Origin of the sequence: Xylanibacter brevis P6B11 (assembly GCF_000621825.1) — a bacterium.
GTDB lineage: Bacteria > Bacteroidota > Bacteroidia > Bacteroidales > Bacteroidaceae > Prevotella > Prevotella brevis.
Genome location: NZ_JHXG01000007.1, coordinates 1 through 16,675 on the forward strand (window position 1 = coordinate 1; position 16,675 = coordinate 16,675).

At 46.1% G+C, this 16,675-nt stretch carries 18 protein-coding genes and 4 tRNA genes; 8 read left to right on the top strand and 14 right to left on the bottom strand.

What is annotated here, in order from left to right; all coding sequences use genetic code 11:
• The first annotated feature begins 211 nt into the window (after positions 1–211).
• The 4 genes from T496_RS14835 to T496_RS14345 all read left to right on the top strand — a co-directional run bounded on the left by T496_RS14835 (position 212) and on the right by T496_RS14345 (position 2,904).
• Positions 212–310, top strand: a complete 99-nt coding sequence (locus T496_RS14835) for a smalltalk protein (protein ID WP_155808313.1) — start codon at positions 212–214, stop codon at positions 308–310.
• A 591-nt stretch (positions 311–901) separates the two neighbouring features.
• Positions 902–1,333: an HU family DNA-binding protein gene (locus tag T496_RS0102800; protein ID WP_027449402.1), complete on the top strand. Its 432-nt coding sequence runs from the start codon at positions 902–904 to the stop codon at positions 1,331–1,333.
• A gap of 79 nt (positions 1,334–1,412) precedes the next feature.
• On the top strand, positions 1,413–1,511 hold the full coding sequence (locus T496_RS14840) for a smalltalk protein (protein WP_155808313.1): 99 nt from the start codon (positions 1,413–1,415) through the stop codon (positions 1,509–1,511).
• A gap of 250 nt (positions 1,512–1,761) precedes the next feature.
• A complete protein-coding gene (locus T496_RS14345; protein ID WP_052342045.1) occupies positions 1,762–2,904 on the top strand; it encodes a peroxiredoxin family protein in 1,143 nt (380 codons plus the stop codon).
• Positions 2,905–2,948: 44 nt separating this feature from the next.
• Here the strand turns inward: T496_RS14345 and T496_RS0102810 are convergent, their stop codons facing one another.
• The gene (locus tag T496_RS0102810) at positions 2,949–3,773 is read right to left on the bottom strand and encodes a hypothetical protein (RefSeq protein ID WP_027449403.1); all 825 of its coding nucleotides are present in this window, start codon (positions 3,771–3,773) and stop codon (positions 2,949–2,951) included.
• Between the two features lie 270 nt (positions 3,774–4,043).
• Here T496_RS0102810 and T496_RS0102815 point away from each other — a divergent pair, with 270 nt between their 5' ends.
• The 3 genes from T496_RS0102815 to ilvC all read left to right on the top strand — a co-directional run bounded on the left by T496_RS0102815 (position 4,044) and on the right by ilvC (position 7,040).
• The gene (locus T496_RS0102815) at positions 4,044–4,805 is read left to right on the top strand and encodes a DNA alkylation repair protein (protein WP_027449404.1); all 762 of its coding nucleotides are present in this window, start codon (positions 4,044–4,046) and stop codon (positions 4,803–4,805) included.
• 34 nt (positions 4,806–4,839) lie between these two features.
• Positions 4,840–5,790: a D-2-hydroxyacid dehydrogenase gene (locus T496_RS0102820; RefSeq protein ID WP_027449405.1), complete on the top strand. Its 951-nt coding sequence runs from the start codon at positions 4,840–4,842 to the stop codon at positions 5,788–5,790.
• 200 nt (positions 5,791–5,990) lie between these two features.
• Positions 5,991–7,040 (top strand): ketol-acid reductoisomerase, encoded by a 1,050-nt coding sequence (gene ilvC, locus T496_RS0102825; RefSeq protein WP_027449406.1) that lies wholly within the window; start codon positions 5,991–5,993, stop codon positions 7,038–7,040.
• A gap of 69 nt (positions 7,041–7,109) precedes the next feature.
• On the opposite strand, the gene T496_RS0102830 is transcribed toward ilvC, so the two are convergent.
• Positions 7,110–7,913 carry a glycoside hydrolase family 25 protein gene (locus T496_RS0102830; protein ID WP_231477989.1) on the bottom strand — a complete coding sequence of 268 codons (804 nt, stop codon included), beginning with the start codon at positions 7,911–7,913 and terminating at the stop codon, positions 7,110–7,112.
• Positions 7,914–8,001: 88 nt separating this feature from the next.
• On the opposite strand from T496_RS0102830, the gene T496_RS14350 reads away from it, so the two are divergent.
• The gene (locus tag T496_RS14350; RefSeq protein ID WP_052342046.1) at positions 8,002–9,258 is read left to right on the top strand and encodes a clostripain-related cysteine peptidase; all 1,257 of its coding nucleotides are present in this window, start codon (positions 8,002–8,004) and stop codon (positions 9,256–9,258) included.
• Here T496_RS14350 and T496_RS0102840 read toward each other — a convergent pair.
• The 12 genes from T496_RS0102840 to T496_RS0102895 form a co-directional block, all read right to left on the bottom strand.
• Positions 9,246–9,722: a 4'-phosphopantetheinyl transferase family protein gene (locus tag T496_RS0102840; RefSeq protein WP_155808622.1), complete on the bottom strand. Its 477-nt coding sequence runs from the start codon at positions 9,720–9,722 to the stop codon at positions 9,246–9,248. The genes T496_RS14350 and T496_RS0102840 overlap by 13 nt on opposite strands.
• A gap of 43 nt (positions 9,723–9,765) precedes the next feature.
• Positions 9,766–11,088, bottom strand: coding sequence for a gliding motility-associated protein GldE (gene gldE, locus T496_RS0102845; protein WP_081778504.1), 1,323 nt, complete (start codon positions 11,086–11,088; stop codon positions 9,766–9,768).
• A 9-nt stretch (positions 11,089–11,097) separates the two neighbouring features.
• Positions 11,098–11,568 (bottom strand): single-stranded DNA-binding protein, encoded by a 471-nt coding sequence (locus T496_RS0102850; protein ID WP_044110541.1) that lies wholly within the window; start codon positions 11,566–11,568, stop codon positions 11,098–11,100.
• A gap of 97 nt (positions 11,569–11,665) precedes the next feature.
• Positions 11,666–12,226, bottom strand: coding sequence for a hypothetical protein (locus T496_RS0102855; RefSeq protein ID WP_027449411.1), 561 nt, complete (start codon positions 12,224–12,226; stop codon positions 11,666–11,668).
• Positions 12,227–12,259: 33 nt separating this feature from the next.
• A tRNA-Gly gene (locus T496_RS0102860) sits at positions 12,260–12,332 on the bottom strand.
• A gap of 24 nt (positions 12,333–12,356) precedes the next feature.
• A tRNA-Leu gene (locus tag T496_RS0102865) sits at positions 12,357–12,443 on the bottom strand.
• Positions 12,444–12,471: 28 nt separating this feature from the next.
• A tRNA-Leu gene (locus T496_RS0102870) sits at positions 12,472–12,553 on the bottom strand.
• A 48-nt stretch (positions 12,554–12,601) separates the two neighbouring features.
• A tRNA-Gly gene (locus T496_RS0102875) sits at positions 12,602–12,674 on the bottom strand.
• A gap of 114 nt (positions 12,675–12,788) precedes the next feature.
• Positions 12,789–13,976, bottom strand: coding sequence for a carboxynorspermidine decarboxylase (nspC, locus tag T496_RS0102880; RefSeq protein WP_027449412.1), 1,188 nt, complete (start codon positions 13,974–13,976; stop codon positions 12,789–12,791).
• Positions 13,977–13,984: 8 nt separating this feature from the next.
• A complete protein-coding gene (locus T496_RS0102885) occupies positions 13,985–14,656 on the bottom strand; it encodes a YggS family pyridoxal phosphate-dependent enzyme (protein ID WP_044110543.1) in 672 nt (223 codons plus the stop codon).
• A gap of 10 nt (positions 14,657–14,666) precedes the next feature.
• Positions 14,667–15,149: a DUF4494 domain-containing protein gene (locus T496_RS0102890; protein WP_027449414.1), complete on the bottom strand. Its 483-nt coding sequence runs from the start codon at positions 15,147–15,149 to the stop codon at positions 14,667–14,669.
• Positions 15,150–15,182: 33 nt separating this feature from the next.
• On the bottom strand, positions 15,183–16,436 hold the full coding sequence (locus tag T496_RS0102895) for a protein kinase domain-containing protein (RefSeq protein ID WP_027449415.1): 1,254 nt from the start codon (positions 16,434–16,436) through the stop codon (positions 15,183–15,185).
• Positions 16,437–16,675: the final 239 nt, after the last annotated feature.

Sequence of the window (16,675 nt, forward strand, 5' to 3'; positions counted from 1 at the left end):
GCCTGCTTCGCAGGGAAATTTTTCAAAATTGAAAACAAAATTTTTCATTTTTATTTTCTTTCTCGCCTGACACAAGCCGAAGGGATATAAATCTCTGTTTAATTTTGAATCAAATTTTGAAGAATTTGACTTTCCCTGTCGGCCGTCGAGCTAAACCTTCCCGCCGCAGGCGGCCCCAAATCGTAATTAACCAAATTAACCGAATAATACTATGAAGAAACTAGAAACTTGGAAGTTTGTATTGCAAACTGTTATCGCCATACTTACGGCGATCGCTACTAGCCTCGGCGTGGCAAGTTGTATGAATTGACCCCTCCCTTCAAGGGGAGGGGCAGGGGTGGGGTCTGTATCTCGATTGGCAGTTAGAACAACACTGACCCCACCCCCGACCCCTCCCCTACATGGGAGGGGAGAAAACAACACAACCCAACATTCCCTCCCCGACCCTCCCGAGGGAGGTATAGCCTGCTTCGCAGGGAAGGTATAGCTCGACGGCCGACAGGGAAAGTCAAATTTTTCAAAATTGAAAACAAAATTTTTCATTTTAATTTCTTTCTCGCCTAACACAAGCCGAAGGGATATAAATCTCTGTTTAATTTTGAATCAAATTTTGAAGAATTTCCCGCCGACAGGCGGCCTCAATCGTGGAAGTTTTAGCCTTCCCGCCGACAGGCGGCCCCATTCGTGGAAGTAGGCGACTCGAAGAATAGTGGCACTTTTCCATCCTTAAAGTGCCACTATTCGTAGCGAAAAGCGCCACTATTTCATGGCGAAACAACGCGAAAAAAAGTTGGGAACAAGGGCGAAAAAAGTTTGGAAAATATTTGCAAAATCGAAATAAATTTCGTACCTTTGTAACGTAAAACAATAGTCATTTAACCATTAAAAACACACAACATTTATGCGATTCAAAAAGTATCAAAACAAGGTAAAAAACTCAAGAATGTTTGGCAAGTGGTACGGACGTGCCGTTGTCAGCGAAGTAGTGACCACCGACCAGCTCGCCGACGAGATTCAGCGCAACGCCTCGGTCAAGAAATCTGACGTGAAAGCCGTGCTCTGCGAACTGAGCGAGGTGATGAACCAAAAGTTGATTCAGGGTGGTCGCGTGGTGCTCGACGGCATTGGTGCCTTCAAGATAGCCATCTCCACCACGGGAGCCGACACCGAAAAGGAGTTCACCGCCAACAACATCAAGAGCATCCGCATTGCCTTTCAGCCCGAGACCCGCGTGGTGGACAACCATCGCATCAAGTCCATGCTCAACGGTATCCGCATTCGCGAGCAGGACAAGTATGGCAGCGAGGCGGAGGAGGAGGAGAATGAGGACTAACCCCTCCCCGACCCTCCCGAGGGAGGGGGTTAAGTCTCCCCTCGGGGAGATTTAGAGGGGGTTTTAATTATTTAACACTATGAAGAAACTGGAAACTTGGAAGTTTGTATTGCAAACTGTTATCGCCATACTTACGGCGATTGCCACTAGCCTCGGCGTGGCAAGTTGTATGAACTAAAAAAAAGAAGGAGATAAGTTCTGAAACTTATCTCCTTTTGCTTTGTACACCCGCAGGGACGCAAACCTATACTGATTGATTGCTAATTGCATTGCAAAAGTAATCTATTTTTTGATACCACCAAACATTGAACCCTTTTTTTGCGCCTGATTTGAAAAATTTATACTAAAAAATGTTTTAGTTGTGTACGTATTACAAGAATAATTAATATTTTTGCAAAATGAAAAATGAATAAACTAACGTAACCAACATGAACAAGAAAACCATTATTACTCTCCTGATACCTTTTGTTGCAATATCGGGACAAGCACAGACATTCACTCCCGTGGTGGAAGACAGCATTGACTTCGTCGTCACAGGCACGACGACAAGCAATAATGACATTGTGTCCACTTTCTCATGTGTTCCGCGTGGGAAAAGTGTGGATTACCCCATCAAAAACGGACGGTTCACGGTTACTGGCCGCCTGCCACGCAATACTTTCTTCCAGATAGGTGACTATAAAGGAAATGACCTCCGATTCATAGCGGACGAGGTGCCCACCGAAATCAACCTTGTCACGGGTGAGGTAAAGGGTAGTGAGTTGCAACAACGCTTCATCCGCTGCCAGATGCGCGAGCGGGAAATAGACAAGGTGGTCATACCCTGGTGGGAGGGGTTCAGCGAGGAAGAGCAATCAAGGATAAGGGACATGAGAGCGGGCAAACTGCAGATGATGACTGCAAAGGACAGCGCAAATGTGGCCAAATTTAACACTCACATAACTGAACTTGAGACCACAAACCTTAAAAACATTCGCGAGAACCTTGGTAATATTATTCCTGCATATTATCTCTACACGGGTATGGGTAGTCTGACGGATGAACAAATGAATGAGTTCATGCGCGAGGACGCCCCATACGCCCATCATCCAGCTATGGAGCGTCCGTGGAAGCAATATTATTCAATAAAAAAACAACGTGCTATTACCGCAAAACGCTTTATCGACTTCGAGGCCGAGGCTCCCGATGGCACCAAGCATCGTCTTTCGGAATACGCAGGACATGGTCAGTATGTCTTGATTGACTTCTGGGCTTCATGGTGTGGTCCTTGCATCGGTTCCATGCCATTCATGAAGCAGGTCTATAATGACTATAAAGACCGTGGACTTCATATCGTAGGCGTTTCGTGCGACAAAGATCGCAACGCATGGCTAAAGGCCATCGACAAGCATCAACTGCCTTGGACGGCCCTGCTCAGTCCTGCCGGCAAAGGCGATGCTCTTGATCTTTATGGGGTATATGGTATACCTACCGTCATTCTCATTGCCCCCGACGGCACGATTATCGCCATCGACATGGAAAGCAAAGAACTAAAAACAAAGCTCGAAGAGATATTCAACGATAATAATTGAAATGTCGAATAAGTAGATAAAAGCTTCACCTTACACTCACATCATCACCGTGTTTTCGAAACAAACTGACTAGCGATGTGGCTCAATGGGGGTGTGCCATCGGTCACGCGCTCCAGAATCATCCAGTCGGTGCGATAGTCTATATGCTCTTCTACAGCGATGCGATCTTTAGAAAGCCATTTCACTTGGCGGGTCATGTTGCCGCACTTATAAGACTTCTTTCCGTTGTAATAGATTTTGTCAACAACTCCACCATTTTGGATTAGCATCGTCAGGTACTTGGGCGCAAAGACGAAAAAGCTGTTGAAATACTTACTCTTATCGTATTGTTCATGCAACTTGAGAAGTTCTCTCTTCACATCACGCAGTTCGTCCACATAGCCGATAAAGCGCCAGGTACCTGTCAGGGGATTGCTTGCATCCACATCTGAGGCGCCGGTAAGCGCATCGAAAAACGGCTTGCTCTTCTCTGTGTACTTCCCCGATTCGTACTTCTCTATGCACCAGTCGTTATTGGGGAAATGGATATGGTGGGTATAGGTGCTCCACCATTTCAGTTTGAACTGCTTGTCGTTGCTGTCGTAGATAAGTGGACTCTTATCAGCTTCCGATGTTGGCTGCTCTCCTGTATAGTTGAGCACTCGATGGTCGTTGTTGGAGATGCTGAAGAATGCAGCTCGCTCCGATACCATGAGTGTCACACTGTCGGTGCAGATTTTGTACTGCTCGAATGGAGCTTTCACCTCGCCCATCTTACCTGTAAGAGTTGTCATCTTATAGATGCCACGCGGATTCTCCGTCTGTGCGTTTGCTACTATTGGCAGAGAAAGAAATGCTGCTGCCATCAGCATTTTCAATGATTTGTTCATCGCTTAATATTTATGGTTAATAGAAATGGCATAGGATGCCCATAAACATGTTGATTAGTTTTTGTGCAAATATACGAAAATATTTGTAATCAGATACCATTCTACCCACAAAAAGAAAGGAATAATATTGTTTAAAAACCTGGTTTATTATTCAATTCCACAAGTATTGTGCATTAAAACCATACCTTTTAATTCGTAAAAGAAAAAAGGCATTAAATACGACTTTTACACTGTTTTTTCGTAAATTTGCAGTCGAAGAATCAAGACGAGATGACTGCAAAAGAGATTATACAGTATATGGAGTCGCTGCACGACGAGGAGCAGCGGCAGGTGCTGATGCGCTTTTTCAAGACTGCACCTGGCGAATATGGCTACGGCGATGAGTTTCTGGGCATCAAGGTGCCGAAGACACGCGAGGTGGTTAAGGCGGCTGCAAAAGACACACCGCTCAGCGAGATTCCGGAATTACTGATGTGCCGGTGGCACGAGGTAAGACTCTGTGGACTGTTGATTCTTGTCTGGCATTTCGAACGACTGACAACCAAACGGCTCATTAACGATGCCGAGGCTATCAGAAAACGTGAGGAGATACTGACACTCTATTTGAAGTATGCCGAACAGGCAAACAATTGGGACTTGGTTGATATGTCAGCACCTAAAATACTGGGGTCATGGGTTGCCTGCCCCGCGCCTTCAAAGGAAGAAGAAAAGAAGAAGAAGGAAGTGCTCGACGAACTGGCCACAAGCACCAATCTTTGGAAGCAGCGCATGAGCATTGTCTGCACTTGGAAGACCTCACAGATGGGCGATGCTTCGTGGTGTCTGCGCTATGCAGAGATACACCTGCACCATCCGCACGATCTGATGCACAAGGCCGTCGGCTGGATGCTTCGCGAGATGGGCAAGAGAGTGTCTATGGACTTGTTGCGCGACTTCCTGCGGCAGCACGTCCACGAGATGTCACGAACCACACTGCGCTACGCCATCGAGAAAATGGACGACAAAGAACGAACATATTGGATGCAATCCTAAACATATGATATTATAAATAGAACTCAAAGATATGATGAGAATAGTAGTACTTGACGGATTTGCGGCAAACCCAGGCGATTTATCGTGGGAACCACTAGAGAAGATGGGATCGCTAACGATCTATGACCGCACAAAACCTGAAGAAACGGTGCCCAGGGCTGCAGATGCCGAGGTTGTACTGACCAACAAAGTTGTACTTGGCCGCAAAGAGATAGAACAATTGCCAAAACTACGTTACATCGGTGTGCTGGCCACGGGCTATAACGTGGTTGACACACAGGCTGCCCACGAACGTGGCATCATCGTGACCAACGTTCCTGCCTACAGCACAGAGAGTGTTGCCCAGATGGTATTTGCCCATCTGCTGACTGTGACCAACCGCACGGAGCATTATGCCCTTCAGAACCGCCAAGGCCGCTGGAGCCAGAATCCAGATTTCTGCTATTGGGACACACCACTGATGGAACTCGCAGGCAAGACCTTCGGCATCGTGGGACTTGGCAACATAGGCAGCAGAGTGGCACAGATAGCTCTGGCCTTCGGCATGCAGGTGAAAGCGCTCACCAGCAAAGCAGCTGATGCGCTGCCCGCAGGCATCCAGAAAGCAGATCACAACGAACTGCTCTCTTCGTCCGACGTACTTTCGCTGCATTGTCCACTGACTGCCGACAATCGTCACTTCATCAATGCCAAGACCTTAGCCCTGATGAAGCCAACGGCTATCGTCATCAACACGGGTCGTGGTCCCCTGGTCAATGACGCCGATGTAGCCGAGGCTCTCGAAACAGGACGCCTTGCCGCCTATTGTGCCGACGTACTCACCGACGAGCCACCCCATGCAGACAATCCCCTACTCTGTCAGCCCCATGCCTATCTGACGCCCCACATTGCCTGGGCCACTTGCGAAGCTCGCCTTCGTCTGCTAAACATCGCCATTCAGAATGTACGTTCATTCGTTGATGGTCAGCCGCAAAATGTGGTGTAAGAAATAACAATTTCATAAATTAGCACACCAAAAACTTGTGAGTTCGTTATTTTTTTACTACTTTTGCAGTCGATTTATAAGTTAACCCCTCGTTGGCATCTCGGGCAGATGCCGATTGTGCTGACAAAACGACGGCTCTCGGGTTAGGGCTGGCATAGTGCAAAGGGATATGTATAACACATTAAACATAATTAGTAATTATGGCAGAAATGAATTTTGGTGGCGTTATCGAAACTGTTGTCACCAGCAAGGAGTTCTCTTTGGAGAAAGCACGTGAAGTATTGAAGGATGAAGTAATCGCCGTTATCGGCTATGGTGTGCAGGGCCCCGGACAGGCATGCAACCTGCGCGACAATGGATTCAACGTCATCGTGGGCCAGCGTCAGGGAAAGACCTACGACAAGGCTGTGGCCGATGGATGGGTGCCCGGTAAGACGCTGTTCTCTATTGAAGAGGCCGCTGAGAAAGGTACCATTCTGTGTATGCTTCTGAGCGATGCTGGACAGATTCAGCAGTGGCCCACCATCAAGCAATATCTGAAGCCCGGCAAGACGCTTTACTACAGCCACGGCTTCGCCATTAACTGGAGCGATCGCACAGGCGTTGTGCCCCCAAAGGATGTTGATGTTATCATGGTAGCACCAAAGGGTTCGGGTACATCGCTGCGCACTATGTTCTGCGAGGGTCGTGGACTGAACTGCTCATATGCCGTTTATCAGGATGCATCAGGCAAGGCTAAGGAGAAAACACTGGCTTTCGGTATCGGTATCGGTGCAGGCTATCTGTTTGAAACCACATTCCAGCGCGAGGCTACATCTGACCTCACTGGCGAGCGCGGTTCGCTGATGGGTGCTATCCAGGGATTACTGCTGGCACAATATGAGGTATTGCGCGAGAATGGTCATACTCCTTCTGAAGCCTTCAACGAGACCGTTGAGGAACTGACACAGAGCCTTGGCCCCTTGTTTGGCGAAAGAGGTATGGACTGGATGTACGCAAACTGTTCTACAACAGCCCAGCGCGGTGCTTTGGATTGGGCTCCACGCTTCCACGATGCTATAAAGCCCGTGATGGAGTGGTTGTACTACTCGGTGAAGACTGGCAATGAAGCCCAGATTACCATTGACGCTAACTCGAAGCCCGACTATCGTGCAGGACTGGAGAAGGAATTGGAAGCTATGCGCAATCAGGAGATGTGGCGTGCAGGCGAGACCGTACGCAAGCTGCGTCCTGAGAATCAGGAAGTATAAACGCATTCTAGCAATAAACACAAGAGAGAGGATACGTGCGTATCCTCTCTCTTTTATTTCATATCTAACCTAATGTCTGAATCGAATATCTCGCAATTCGTGGCTGCCCATGAAGCGGCTCTTATCCACCAACCCCGTGACGCCCATGATGCGACCACGACAGGAATACTGCCATAAGGTATAGTCGCGCCCATCATCCAGCACAGGTTCTTCATCGGCATACATTGCCACCATCAACTGGTAGTCGTCTATCTTACCCTGCAGATGCTTGTTGTAGAAATTACGATAGGTATAGACCAAAGGTTTCTGATGATAGGCCTCTTCCATCAACGACAACATCTTGAGCAATGAGTCGCAGAATTCTTCTGACGACAGGCGACCATCGGTCTCTACATCAAGCATCGGTATAAGGTCTTGCTCGCCAGGCAGACACTGGGCTTTAAAGTTCTCAAGCTGCGTCTGCAAATCAGCAGCAGGACGGAAGAAATGGTAGGAACCCACCTTCAGCCCATGGCGATGAGCCAGGTCGATATTGCGCTCATAGAGAGGGGCCACATTCTCAGAACCTTCAGAAGCCTTTAGATAGACATAAGCCATCTTGCTGTGCTCACCAATAGTGTTCCAGAACACTTCGCCCTGATAATGACTCAGGTCGATGCCATGAATATGACTGCAAGTATCCTCGCAACAAAGAAGTGGATTTTCGTGTATCGTTGGTGGCACGACTCGACGTACTACTCTGCGTTTCCTGACTACTCGGTGAGTTCGAGCTCTCTTGCGATGACGGCGTACGGTGGCATCGGTGGGTAAGACCACCAGCAACGCAAGTAACATCGTAAAAAGAATTGTAATTCGCTGCTTTACCTTAATCATGATACAAAAATACTGCTTTTTTTCTTGAAATCCATAAGATATGTGCGAAAAATAATGTATTTTTGCATATGAGAAGAGAAAAGCAAAAATGAGAAAACACTTTTTCCGATATTTCATCTGTTTAATCACTATCTGTGCATTCGTCGCCTGCAGTCAGGATGAGGACGATGGCGACCCGTTTAAACCTAATCGGGAGTATCAGCGCACCGTCTTAGTTTATATGTCGGGCGAAAACAGACTCAGCACATTTATCAATGACGAACTGAAAGAAATGTATGAGGGTTCAAAGAAGCTCAACGATGGTCAGGCTTTGGTGGTGTATGTGGACAATGCCAGCACCAGAGAAACGCCTTTCCTGGCAAGAATCGCAAATGGAAAGCTGACAGACCGTTACGACTTTGATGCCGACTCGCTATCGTCTGATCCACACGTAATGCTCAACGTATTGAACTACGTGTCGCACCGCTATCCTGCCAACGAATATGGACTTGTGCTATGGGGACACGGCAGTGGATGGCTGAAAGAAGATTCAATAGCTTACAGCAGACGGGCATACGGCATAGACAACGGTAACAACGCTTATACAGACGTGGGACAATGGATCAACATACCTACTCTGGCAGAAATACTGCGACAGTGGGGCCATCCGTTGTGTTTCATCCTTAACGACTGCTGCTATGCGCAATGCATAGAAAGTGCCTACGAACTGAGAGACGTGGCCGACTATATCATCGGATCGCCAGCAGAAATTCCTGGTATTGGGGCACCATATGACCAGCTAACACCAACATTGTTTGGCACCACCACTAATTTCTACGAGGATATTGTGGATAGCTACTTCAATCAAACCATCAGCATCAGAGTCAACAAGACTGAATCTTACCAGGCACGTGTAGCACTATCTGTGATTAAATCTTCCGAACTGCTATCGCTGACCAATGCTACCAAACAGATTATTGGCAACCTTAATATGCAAAACAGCTACAACCTGAACGGCCTACTTTATTACGGAAAGTATGAATATCTGCCAGAGATGAGGATGATTGACACATTCTATGACATCAACGACTTCTTCCTTCACAAGGCCGATACGGAAGATTATAAAATTTGGAAAGAAGCATTCGATCGTGCTGTGGTCTATCGCGTTTACGACAAATGGCAAACGATCTATCTACCTACCAGCGTCTTCGAAATGCTCTCTGAAGAGAGATATGGCGGTGTTAGCATGTATGTGCCACAACAACTCACAAACACCAACTTCTACAACGTCTGTGCAGAATATATCAAAAACTATGAATGGTACTATGCTGCAGGTTTAAGTTCTTTAGACCTTCAAAAAGAATAGGTCAGAACGTAATCTGCAGAACATTCAAAGTGTATCGCCACAATCTGGTTTAACTTCATATCTTCGAGAAGCATCACCGCGTCGCTCTTCTCGCGCAAGCGCATATCGAAATACTGTAAGTGTGCCGAAGAATGAAGTTTGTAGAGCGTCTCTTTGGCCGACCATAATAGCAACATATCCTCGATTGAGGTAACCGGCTCGTCATCGCGTATAAACTTCTTGGCTATACGCCCCACCCTGTCAGACTGATACTCTATATCTACTGCTACCTCCTGTCTGTCAGAGAGAATGAGTGCAGCAAAACCACGCGTATGGCTGACACTGATATGCCACCCCGGCAATGTGGGTTTGCCACTTGGCTCATGTCCTATGCAAAGTGTATCATCGCCCGTCATTGCATGCAATAGCCGATGTACAGCATCACGCTCCCTTTCGCGAGCACTGCCATCGAAAGGTTCATCCATGCGCCAGAGCCCCAGACGGGTATGATCAGACAGTTGACGAATTTCAATCAGCGACATTGTCTTTGCTTACAATCACCTTTATCTTAGATATGCGATGACCATCAAGTTCTACAATCTCGAACTTGAAGTTCTTATAGTCTATACGCTCGTGTTCGCTGGGAATATCGCCCTTCAACTCTAGCATTAAGCCTGCTAGCGTGTCGGCATCTCCTTCTACCTCTTCAAACACATCATCATCAAGCTCTAATATGCGATAGAAATCGGTAAGGAGCGTTTTTCCTTCAAACACATAGGTGTTGGCATTTATACGTGTATAGCTCTTCTCCTCTTCATCGTATTCATCGTTAATTTCACCCACAATCTCCTCGAGCACGTCTTCCAACGTGATAAGACCACTGGTGCCACCAAACTCATCGACGACAATAGCGATGTGCACCTTGTTCTCTTGGAAATCGCGAAGCAAATCGTCAATCTTCTTTGTTTCTGGAACGAAATAAGGCGGACGAATCAGCGACTGCCAACGAAACGTAGATGGCTTGCCAAGATGAGGCAACAAGTCCTTGATATACAAGATGCCACGTATGTTATCGACAGAATCCTGATAAACGGGAATACGCGAATAGTTGTTTTCAACTATACACTTTATAACTTCAGGGAACGTAGAGCGGAAATTTAAATCCACAATGTCTTGACGACTAGTCATTACCTCTTTGGCAGTCTCGTCGCCAAAACGCACAATGCCTTCAAGCATGTTCTTCTCCTCCTTCAAGTCTTCCTTATCTGTAAGTTCTAATGCTTGTTCCAGATCATCGACACTCAAAACTCGATTTTCTTTCTGCACCACTTTTTCGGCCAGCACACCTGCACGAATCAAGATACTGGACAGAGGATAGAAGACCTTACGAAGCACCATAATAGAGGGCGCAAACATACGACACACAGCAAGGGCATGCTGCGAACAATATACCTTTGGCATAATCTCGCCAAAGAGCAACAAAAGGAAAGTCAGTAAAACGGTGATAACCAAGAATTCAAGCCACACAGCATTTCCGAAATGTACAACAGACGAAAAGAAGAAGTTACAAAGCATAATGATTGTAACATTCACCAAATTGTTGGTTATCAAAATAGTGGCTAGTGTGCGCTCTGAATCTTCGCGAAGAAAAACAATTTTCTTATCTTGCTTATTCTTTTCCTCGTCTAACTCGCTAAGATCTGTAGGAGAGAGCGAGAAAAAAGCAATCTCAGATCCCGAAGCGAATCCAGAGAAAAGCAATAAGACACAAGCTAAAAAGGCTGAGATAAAGGCTCCGAATCCAATCGGATTCAGATGTACTTCGGTTAGTATTTCTTGGAGATAGTCCATTTCTAATGATTAAAAAGGCAAAGGTTCGTCTTCGGTTCCAGCATCGGATGTTGTCTGTCCTTGCCCTACACCATTATTCGATGCAGCAGAAGAAGCAACAGAAGAAGAGGAACCAGCTGCAGAAGTAGTAGCACCATAAGTAGAAGAAGCTTGTTTAGGCGTCAACATTTCCATATTGTCTGCCCATATCTCGGTATAGAACTGTCGCTTGCCCTGTTTGTCATCGTAAGAGGCATAGTGAATACGACCTTCGATATAGAGTTTGTCGCCCTTATGAACATAGTGCTCTACGACCTCGGCCAACTTACGCCAAAGAATCACATTATGCCACTCTGTGCGTTCAGGCACCTGGGTTCCATTCTGCAACGTATAGCCACGTTCGGTGGTTGCCAATGTCAAACGTGCCACAGCCTGTCCCTGATCTACGTAGCGTACCTCAGGATCGCGGCCCACATTGCCTATCAACATCACCTTGTTCATACCTTTATTATTTATTTAATAATTAAAGCTCCTAAGAATTTGAATTTCCAATGGTTATTGGTTTCAAGAATTAAAAGTTCTATGAAACAATTATGTATTAGGCTTCAGTGTTAAGAGGCTTTGCCTTACCTAAGAAGCGGAAATGGAAATTCTTTCCTTTTACAGAAGGGAACTGGCTGCGATTGTCAACTCGCTCACGCAGGTAATCGACAATACGATTATAGCAGTCGATGCCAGACATAGCCTTCACCTGTGCAACGAAGTGAGTGTCGCGATACTGGAACTTACCCGTGCCAGGCACCATCAAAACACGCTTAAAGTCAATTTCACCTTCATACCATCCCTCAAGTTCCTCGTTCAACTTCATAATGACGGGCGAAACCTGACGAGCTGCTACAGGAGGCTCTGGCGTACGCACCGCACGCTTCTCCTTAAAGTCAGCCATTGACGCTGCCTCAGTCTTTATAATAATGAAATAAACACGGGGACGAATTTTATAACGCTTAGGATACAAGACATCACTATCGACATAATCACGGATATCGGCTTCAAGAACAGGATTCATTCCTATTTCATCGATACTTTTCAAAAAGTCGATAGCTTCGTCGACACTATAGACAAGTGTCTCTTTATCAAAATATCTTAAGTATAAATTCATGATTTGAAGATGTTTTCCTGTAATATTAAGAGGAGCGGAAAACGGGACTCGGACCCGCGACCCCAACCTTGGCAAGGTTGTGCTCTACCAACTGAGCTATTTCCGCATAATTTCAAAGAAGGGTTTAAAATGGTGAAGAGGAGGAGACTCGAACTCCCACGTCGCAATTGACACTACCCCCTCAAAGTAGCGCGTCTACCAATTCCGCCACCTCTCCAACATGATTCACATTTGAATAAAAAGAGTGCCCAGAACAGGACTCGAACCTGCACGCCTTGCGGCACACGCACCTGAAACGTGCGCGTCTACCAATTCCGCCACCTGGGCATTTACGATTAAGGCCTTCCCTAATCTCTCTTTTTGTTCAATATGTTGAGCGGAAAACGGGACTCGGACCCGCGACCCCAACCTTGGCAAGGTTGTGCTCTACCAACTGAGCTATTTCCGCCTGTTTATCGCACTAAATTCAGTGTGTTAGCATATCTCTCTCGATTGCGGTTGCAAAGGTACTGCTTTTTTTTGAACTGCCAAAACTTTTCCGTATTTTTTTTAAAAAAAAGTGCTAATCCATGCGATTTTTATAGTCTTCGTACCCAAATTGGCGCAAAATCTCGAGATTTCCGTCCATTTTTAGCATTCCGATGGCTGGATGACTGATGCCGTTGAACATGCATGTTTTTACGGTTGTGTAGTGGATCATATCCTCAAAAATCACTTCTTCGCCCACTTTTAATTCATGATTAAAGCACCAATTTCCCATAAAGTCACCACTCAAACAACTATTTCCTCCAAGTCGATAGATGTAACCAGATGTTGTCGAAGAACAAAATTCTGATGTTTTTGATGCAGACAAATGCATAGAATCATCACAAACGACGCTTTCTTCTGGATTGAGATGTTCTGCTCCACGCACGTCAGGATAATATGGCATCTCTAAACAGTCGGGCATATGACAGGTAAAGCTGACATCAAGAATAGCAGTACGGATACCCTTATCCTCTACCACATCTACGACATGACTCACCAAGGGGCCGGTTTGCCAAGCAAAGGCACTGCCAGGTTCCAGGATGATTTTCAGCCAGGGATAGCGCTCGTGCAAACCCTTTATTATATTAATAAGGTGTGGAACATCATAATCTTTGCGAGTCATCAGATGGCCACCGCCCAAGTTGAGCCACTTCAACTGGGGGAACCACTTGCTGAATTTCTCCTCGATATGCACCAACGTACGCTCAAGCACATCTGCCCCACTCTCGCAATGGCAATGACAATGAAAACCTTCGATATCACTAGGTAGCTGCTCGGGCAATTTATCGGCAGTCACGCCGAAACGTGTGCCAGGTGCACAAGGATTATAAAGCAGTGTGCCTACCTCGCTATATTCGGGGTTGACACGCAAACCGATGCTGGCTTTTCCTGCCACGCGTTTGTGATAACGTTCGTATTGTGACAATGAATTGAACGTGAGATGCGAAGAGCATCGCACGATAGGTTCTATTTCATCATCGGTATATGCTGGCGAGAAAGTGTGTGCTTTAGCACCAAACTCTTCGTATGCCAACAGAGCTTCGCTGAGCGAGCTAGCTGTAGTGCTATTGATATACTCACGGAAGATGGGGAACGTTTTCCAAAGTGCAAAAGCCTTAAAAGCGAGGATAATCTCAACGTCTGCCTCTTTTGCTACATGGGCAATGAGCTGCAGGTTGCGTCTCAGCTTTGCCTCCTCAATAATATAAATAGGTGTTGCCATTAAAACAATCAATATATTCTGGGTCCAAAGATGGTTGTGCCTATGCGAACCATCGTACTGCCGTGGGCTACGGCAATGTGATAATCGTCACTCATGCCCCACGAGCGCTCACAGAAAGCGTCGTCATCGGCAAAATACTGTGCCTTTACCTCGTTGAAGAAGCTGGCTGCAGTATCAAATTCACGTGCTATCTGCTCTTCATCATCTACGTTTGAGGCCATCATCATCAGGCCGCAAATCTGAACATGACTCATCTGTCGCCACTCGCCGTCGGCCAATAACTGGCGACAGGCATCGAGTGTTAAGCCATATTTAGTGGCTTCTTCTGCAATATGAAGTTCCAACAGGACCTTCACCACCCTATCAGACTTGGCTGCCTGCTTCTCAATCTCGCGAAGCAACTTCAGAGAATCCACAGCTTCAATCATCGAGATATAAGGCGCAATATATTTCACCTTATTAGTCTGTAGATGCCCGATGAAATGCCACTCAATGTCTTGAGGCAGTTCTTTTACTTTCTGTGCCAGCTCCTGCTCGTGGCTTTCGCCAAACACACGCTGTCCTTCTTCGTAGGCAGCGGTGATAAAATCTGCAGGATGAAACTTACTGATAGCCACCAGTCGCACACTTTTCGGTAGCGACTGGCGGACTTCATTCAGTTTTTCTTTTACCGGATACATAGCAATGAAACTATTGTTCAAACTCGGGTTTATCGTCTTTCTTGGTCTTTCCAGTGTGCTCATAGACGTCCATCAACTGCGTCTCAGTGATGCTGGAAATGGTGTAATCAATCATTGTACCACCCATCACCTCGTCGAGGTTCTTCACTGCACCGTTGAAGGTACCAGCCTGCACCAGATAGTTGACGGTAGATTTCTTCTCTTTCTCTGATTTCTCATCGATGGTGATAAACTGCAGTTTTGCCTTATACCACTTGTCGGCCATCTCCTGATCACTGAAGAATATCTCGCCATAAGGTGCCTTTTTGATATCGGTTACGGTGAATTCACCACTGATATATGATGACATCTCTTCGATGATACGTTCTTCTGCCTCGCTAAAGCTCAGTGCATCTACCACATAAGCCTCAGTAACTTTCTTTTGCATGCCGTCTTCCATAGTTTTCTCGTAGCGTATTTTGCACTCAAACCATGTAGCGGTTCTACTTCTCATTGCCATTTGTTTTTCAATATATAAAGTTAATGTTTATTTTTGAATTCCCTTCTTCGAGAGGGATTTCTGCTTTTCTCTTGTCAGACGATTGATGATATCATTGGCCAGCTGACCTGTGCGCTCAGGGCTCAATCCTGCCTCATCGCCCAGTTTGGTCTGCTGTTGTATCAGTTCTTCCATCAATTGCTTGCTGCCAGCCACGAAGACTTTCTCCTCAGCACCCATACGTTCATTGCTATAAACCTTAGAGAGGATGCGGTCGGCCTGACGTTCAAACTGTTTTTTAAAGATATCCTCGGCCTTAGCCTGATATTCATCGAGTCGTTTCTTCTCATCTTTTGTAAAAAGTGTATCACCATCCACATTGGCCGAGTCAGGATCTCCGGCAAGCTCTGCCTCTGGATCGAAGTTCTCATCGCCAAACCAGTCTTCATCATTATCTTGCTGAAAGGTCTGCTCTACGAAATCTATTTTCTCCGTTTGTGGCGTCACATCGAAATACACAACAACGCATAGCAATGTCACAGCCAGGGCTGCCAGCGACACCAATAATGATTGACGCATACTATTGCGCTTCTTTAAGTCGGTCGACATAGCTTCGACTGTAGCGTAGCGTGCTTTAGGATCTTCACTCACAGCTTTCTTCACCACAGCCTTCATCCCCATTGGCATATCACCATTCTCATAGATTTTCTGTAGCAACATGCCTAGCGAATACACATCACTACGGGCATCGCCACGACCTGTCTGCATCACCTCGGGAGCTACGAAATTCTCTATTCCCTGATAGATAGCGGCCAAATCGGTTGGCTTGAAAAGCGAACCGTGGCACAGCAACATCGGACGCGAACTTCCTTTTGCCAACAGGATATTCTTTGGAGCAAAGCACCAATAGAAGACGCCATCCTGATGCAGTCGGTTGGCTGCATCCATCAACTGCTGGGTGAAATCATCCATGAAACCTTTTCGAGCAACCACAGACGGATCGTCTCTTAAAACATGCTCCAAAGTTTGATATGAACCCGCCTCAAGCCCCAGCTCACAGCTGCCAGACACCGTTGAGGTGAACTCGTAATGCATCTGTTGCGCCATGTTCAGCCTCGAGGTGTACTGCTGATCTTCTTGCAAAGAAGCACAGAAAGAGCTATTATCTGCCAAGTCCTGCCTGATAGCCACAATGTTTTTATACTTGCCGTCTATCTGCTGTTTGCGCAATGTGCCGACAGGCAGTAGTTCTTTTCCTACAACCGACTTTTCTGATGCATTAAGCATTTCTTCGAAGTTCATACCTTTAAGTTTTTTGATTGCGCAAAAGTACACATAAAATCCGAGATAAGCAAATTTTATCTAATAATTTCCGATACGGTTTTATTCGTTTCGCAAGTCTTTATGTTTAAAGATTTAATTCAAGCACTTTTACAATGCAATACTGGCGCTTTTACGATGCAATACTGGCACTTTTACAATGCAATAGCTATTGTTTTACACCAGCATTCTCGTCATCTACCACCAACGGAGCATTATTT

Coding starts and splice junctions, on each gene's coding strand:
- T496_RS14835 (WP_155808313.1), top strand. CDS start 212: ATGAAGAAACTAGAAACTTGGAAGTTTGTATTGCAAACTGTTATCGCC.
- T496_RS0102800 (WP_027449402.1), top strand. CDS start 902: ATGCGATTCAAAAAGTATCAAAACAAGGTAAAAAACTCAAGAATGTTT.
- T496_RS14840 (WP_155808313.1), top strand. CDS start 1,413: ATGAAGAAACTGGAAACTTGGAAGTTTGTATTGCAAACTGTTATCGCC.
- T496_RS14345 (WP_052342045.1), top strand. CDS start 1,762: ATGAACAAGAAAACCATTATTACTCTCCTGATACCTTTTGTTGCAATA.
- T496_RS0102810 (WP_027449403.1), bottom strand. CDS start 3,773: ATGAACAAATCATTGAAAATGCTGATGGCAGCAGCATTTCTTTCTCTG.
- T496_RS0102815 (WP_027449404.1), top strand. CDS start 4,044: ATGACTGCAAAAGAGATTATACAGTATATGGAGTCGCTGCACGACGAG.
- T496_RS0102820 (WP_027449405.1), top strand. CDS start 4,840: ATGAGAATAGTAGTACTTGACGGATTTGCGGCAAACCCAGGCGATTTA.
- ilvC (WP_027449406.1), top strand. CDS start 5,991: ATGGCAGAAATGAATTTTGGTGGCGTTATCGAAACTGTTGTCACCAGC.
- T496_RS0102830 (WP_231477989.1), bottom strand. CDS start 7,913: ATGATTAAGGTAAAGCAGCGAATTACAATTCTTTTTACGATGTTACTT.
- T496_RS14350 (WP_052342046.1), top strand. CDS start 8,002: ATGAGAAAACACTTTTTCCGATATTTCATCTGTTTAATCACTATCTGT.
- T496_RS0102840 (WP_155808622.1), bottom strand. CDS start 9,722: ATGGATGAACCTTTCGATGGCAGTGCTCGCGAAAGGGAGCGTGATGCT.
- gldE (WP_081778504.1), bottom strand. CDS start 11,088: ATGGACTATCTCCAAGAAATACTAACCGAAGTACATCTGAATCCGATT.
- T496_RS0102850 (WP_044110541.1), bottom strand. CDS start 11,568: ATGAACAAGGTGATGTTGATAGGCAATGTGGGCCGCGATCCTGAGGTA.
- T496_RS0102855 (WP_027449411.1), bottom strand. CDS start 12,226: ATGAATTTATACTTAAGATATTTTGATAAAGAGACACTTGTCTATAGT.
- nspC (WP_027449412.1), bottom strand. CDS start 13,976: ATGGCAACACCTATTTATATTATTGAGGAGGCAAAGCTGAGACGCAAC.
- T496_RS0102885 (WP_044110543.1), bottom strand. CDS start 14,656: ATGTATCCGGTAAAAGAAAAACTGAATGAAGTCCGCCAGTCGCTACCG.
- T496_RS0102890 (WP_027449414.1), bottom strand. CDS start 15,149: ATGAGAAGTAGAACCGCTACATGGTTTGAGTGCAAAATACGCTACGAG.
- T496_RS0102895 (WP_027449415.1), bottom strand. CDS start 16,436: ATGAACTTCGAAGAAATGCTTAATGCATCAGAAAAGTCGGTTGTAGGA.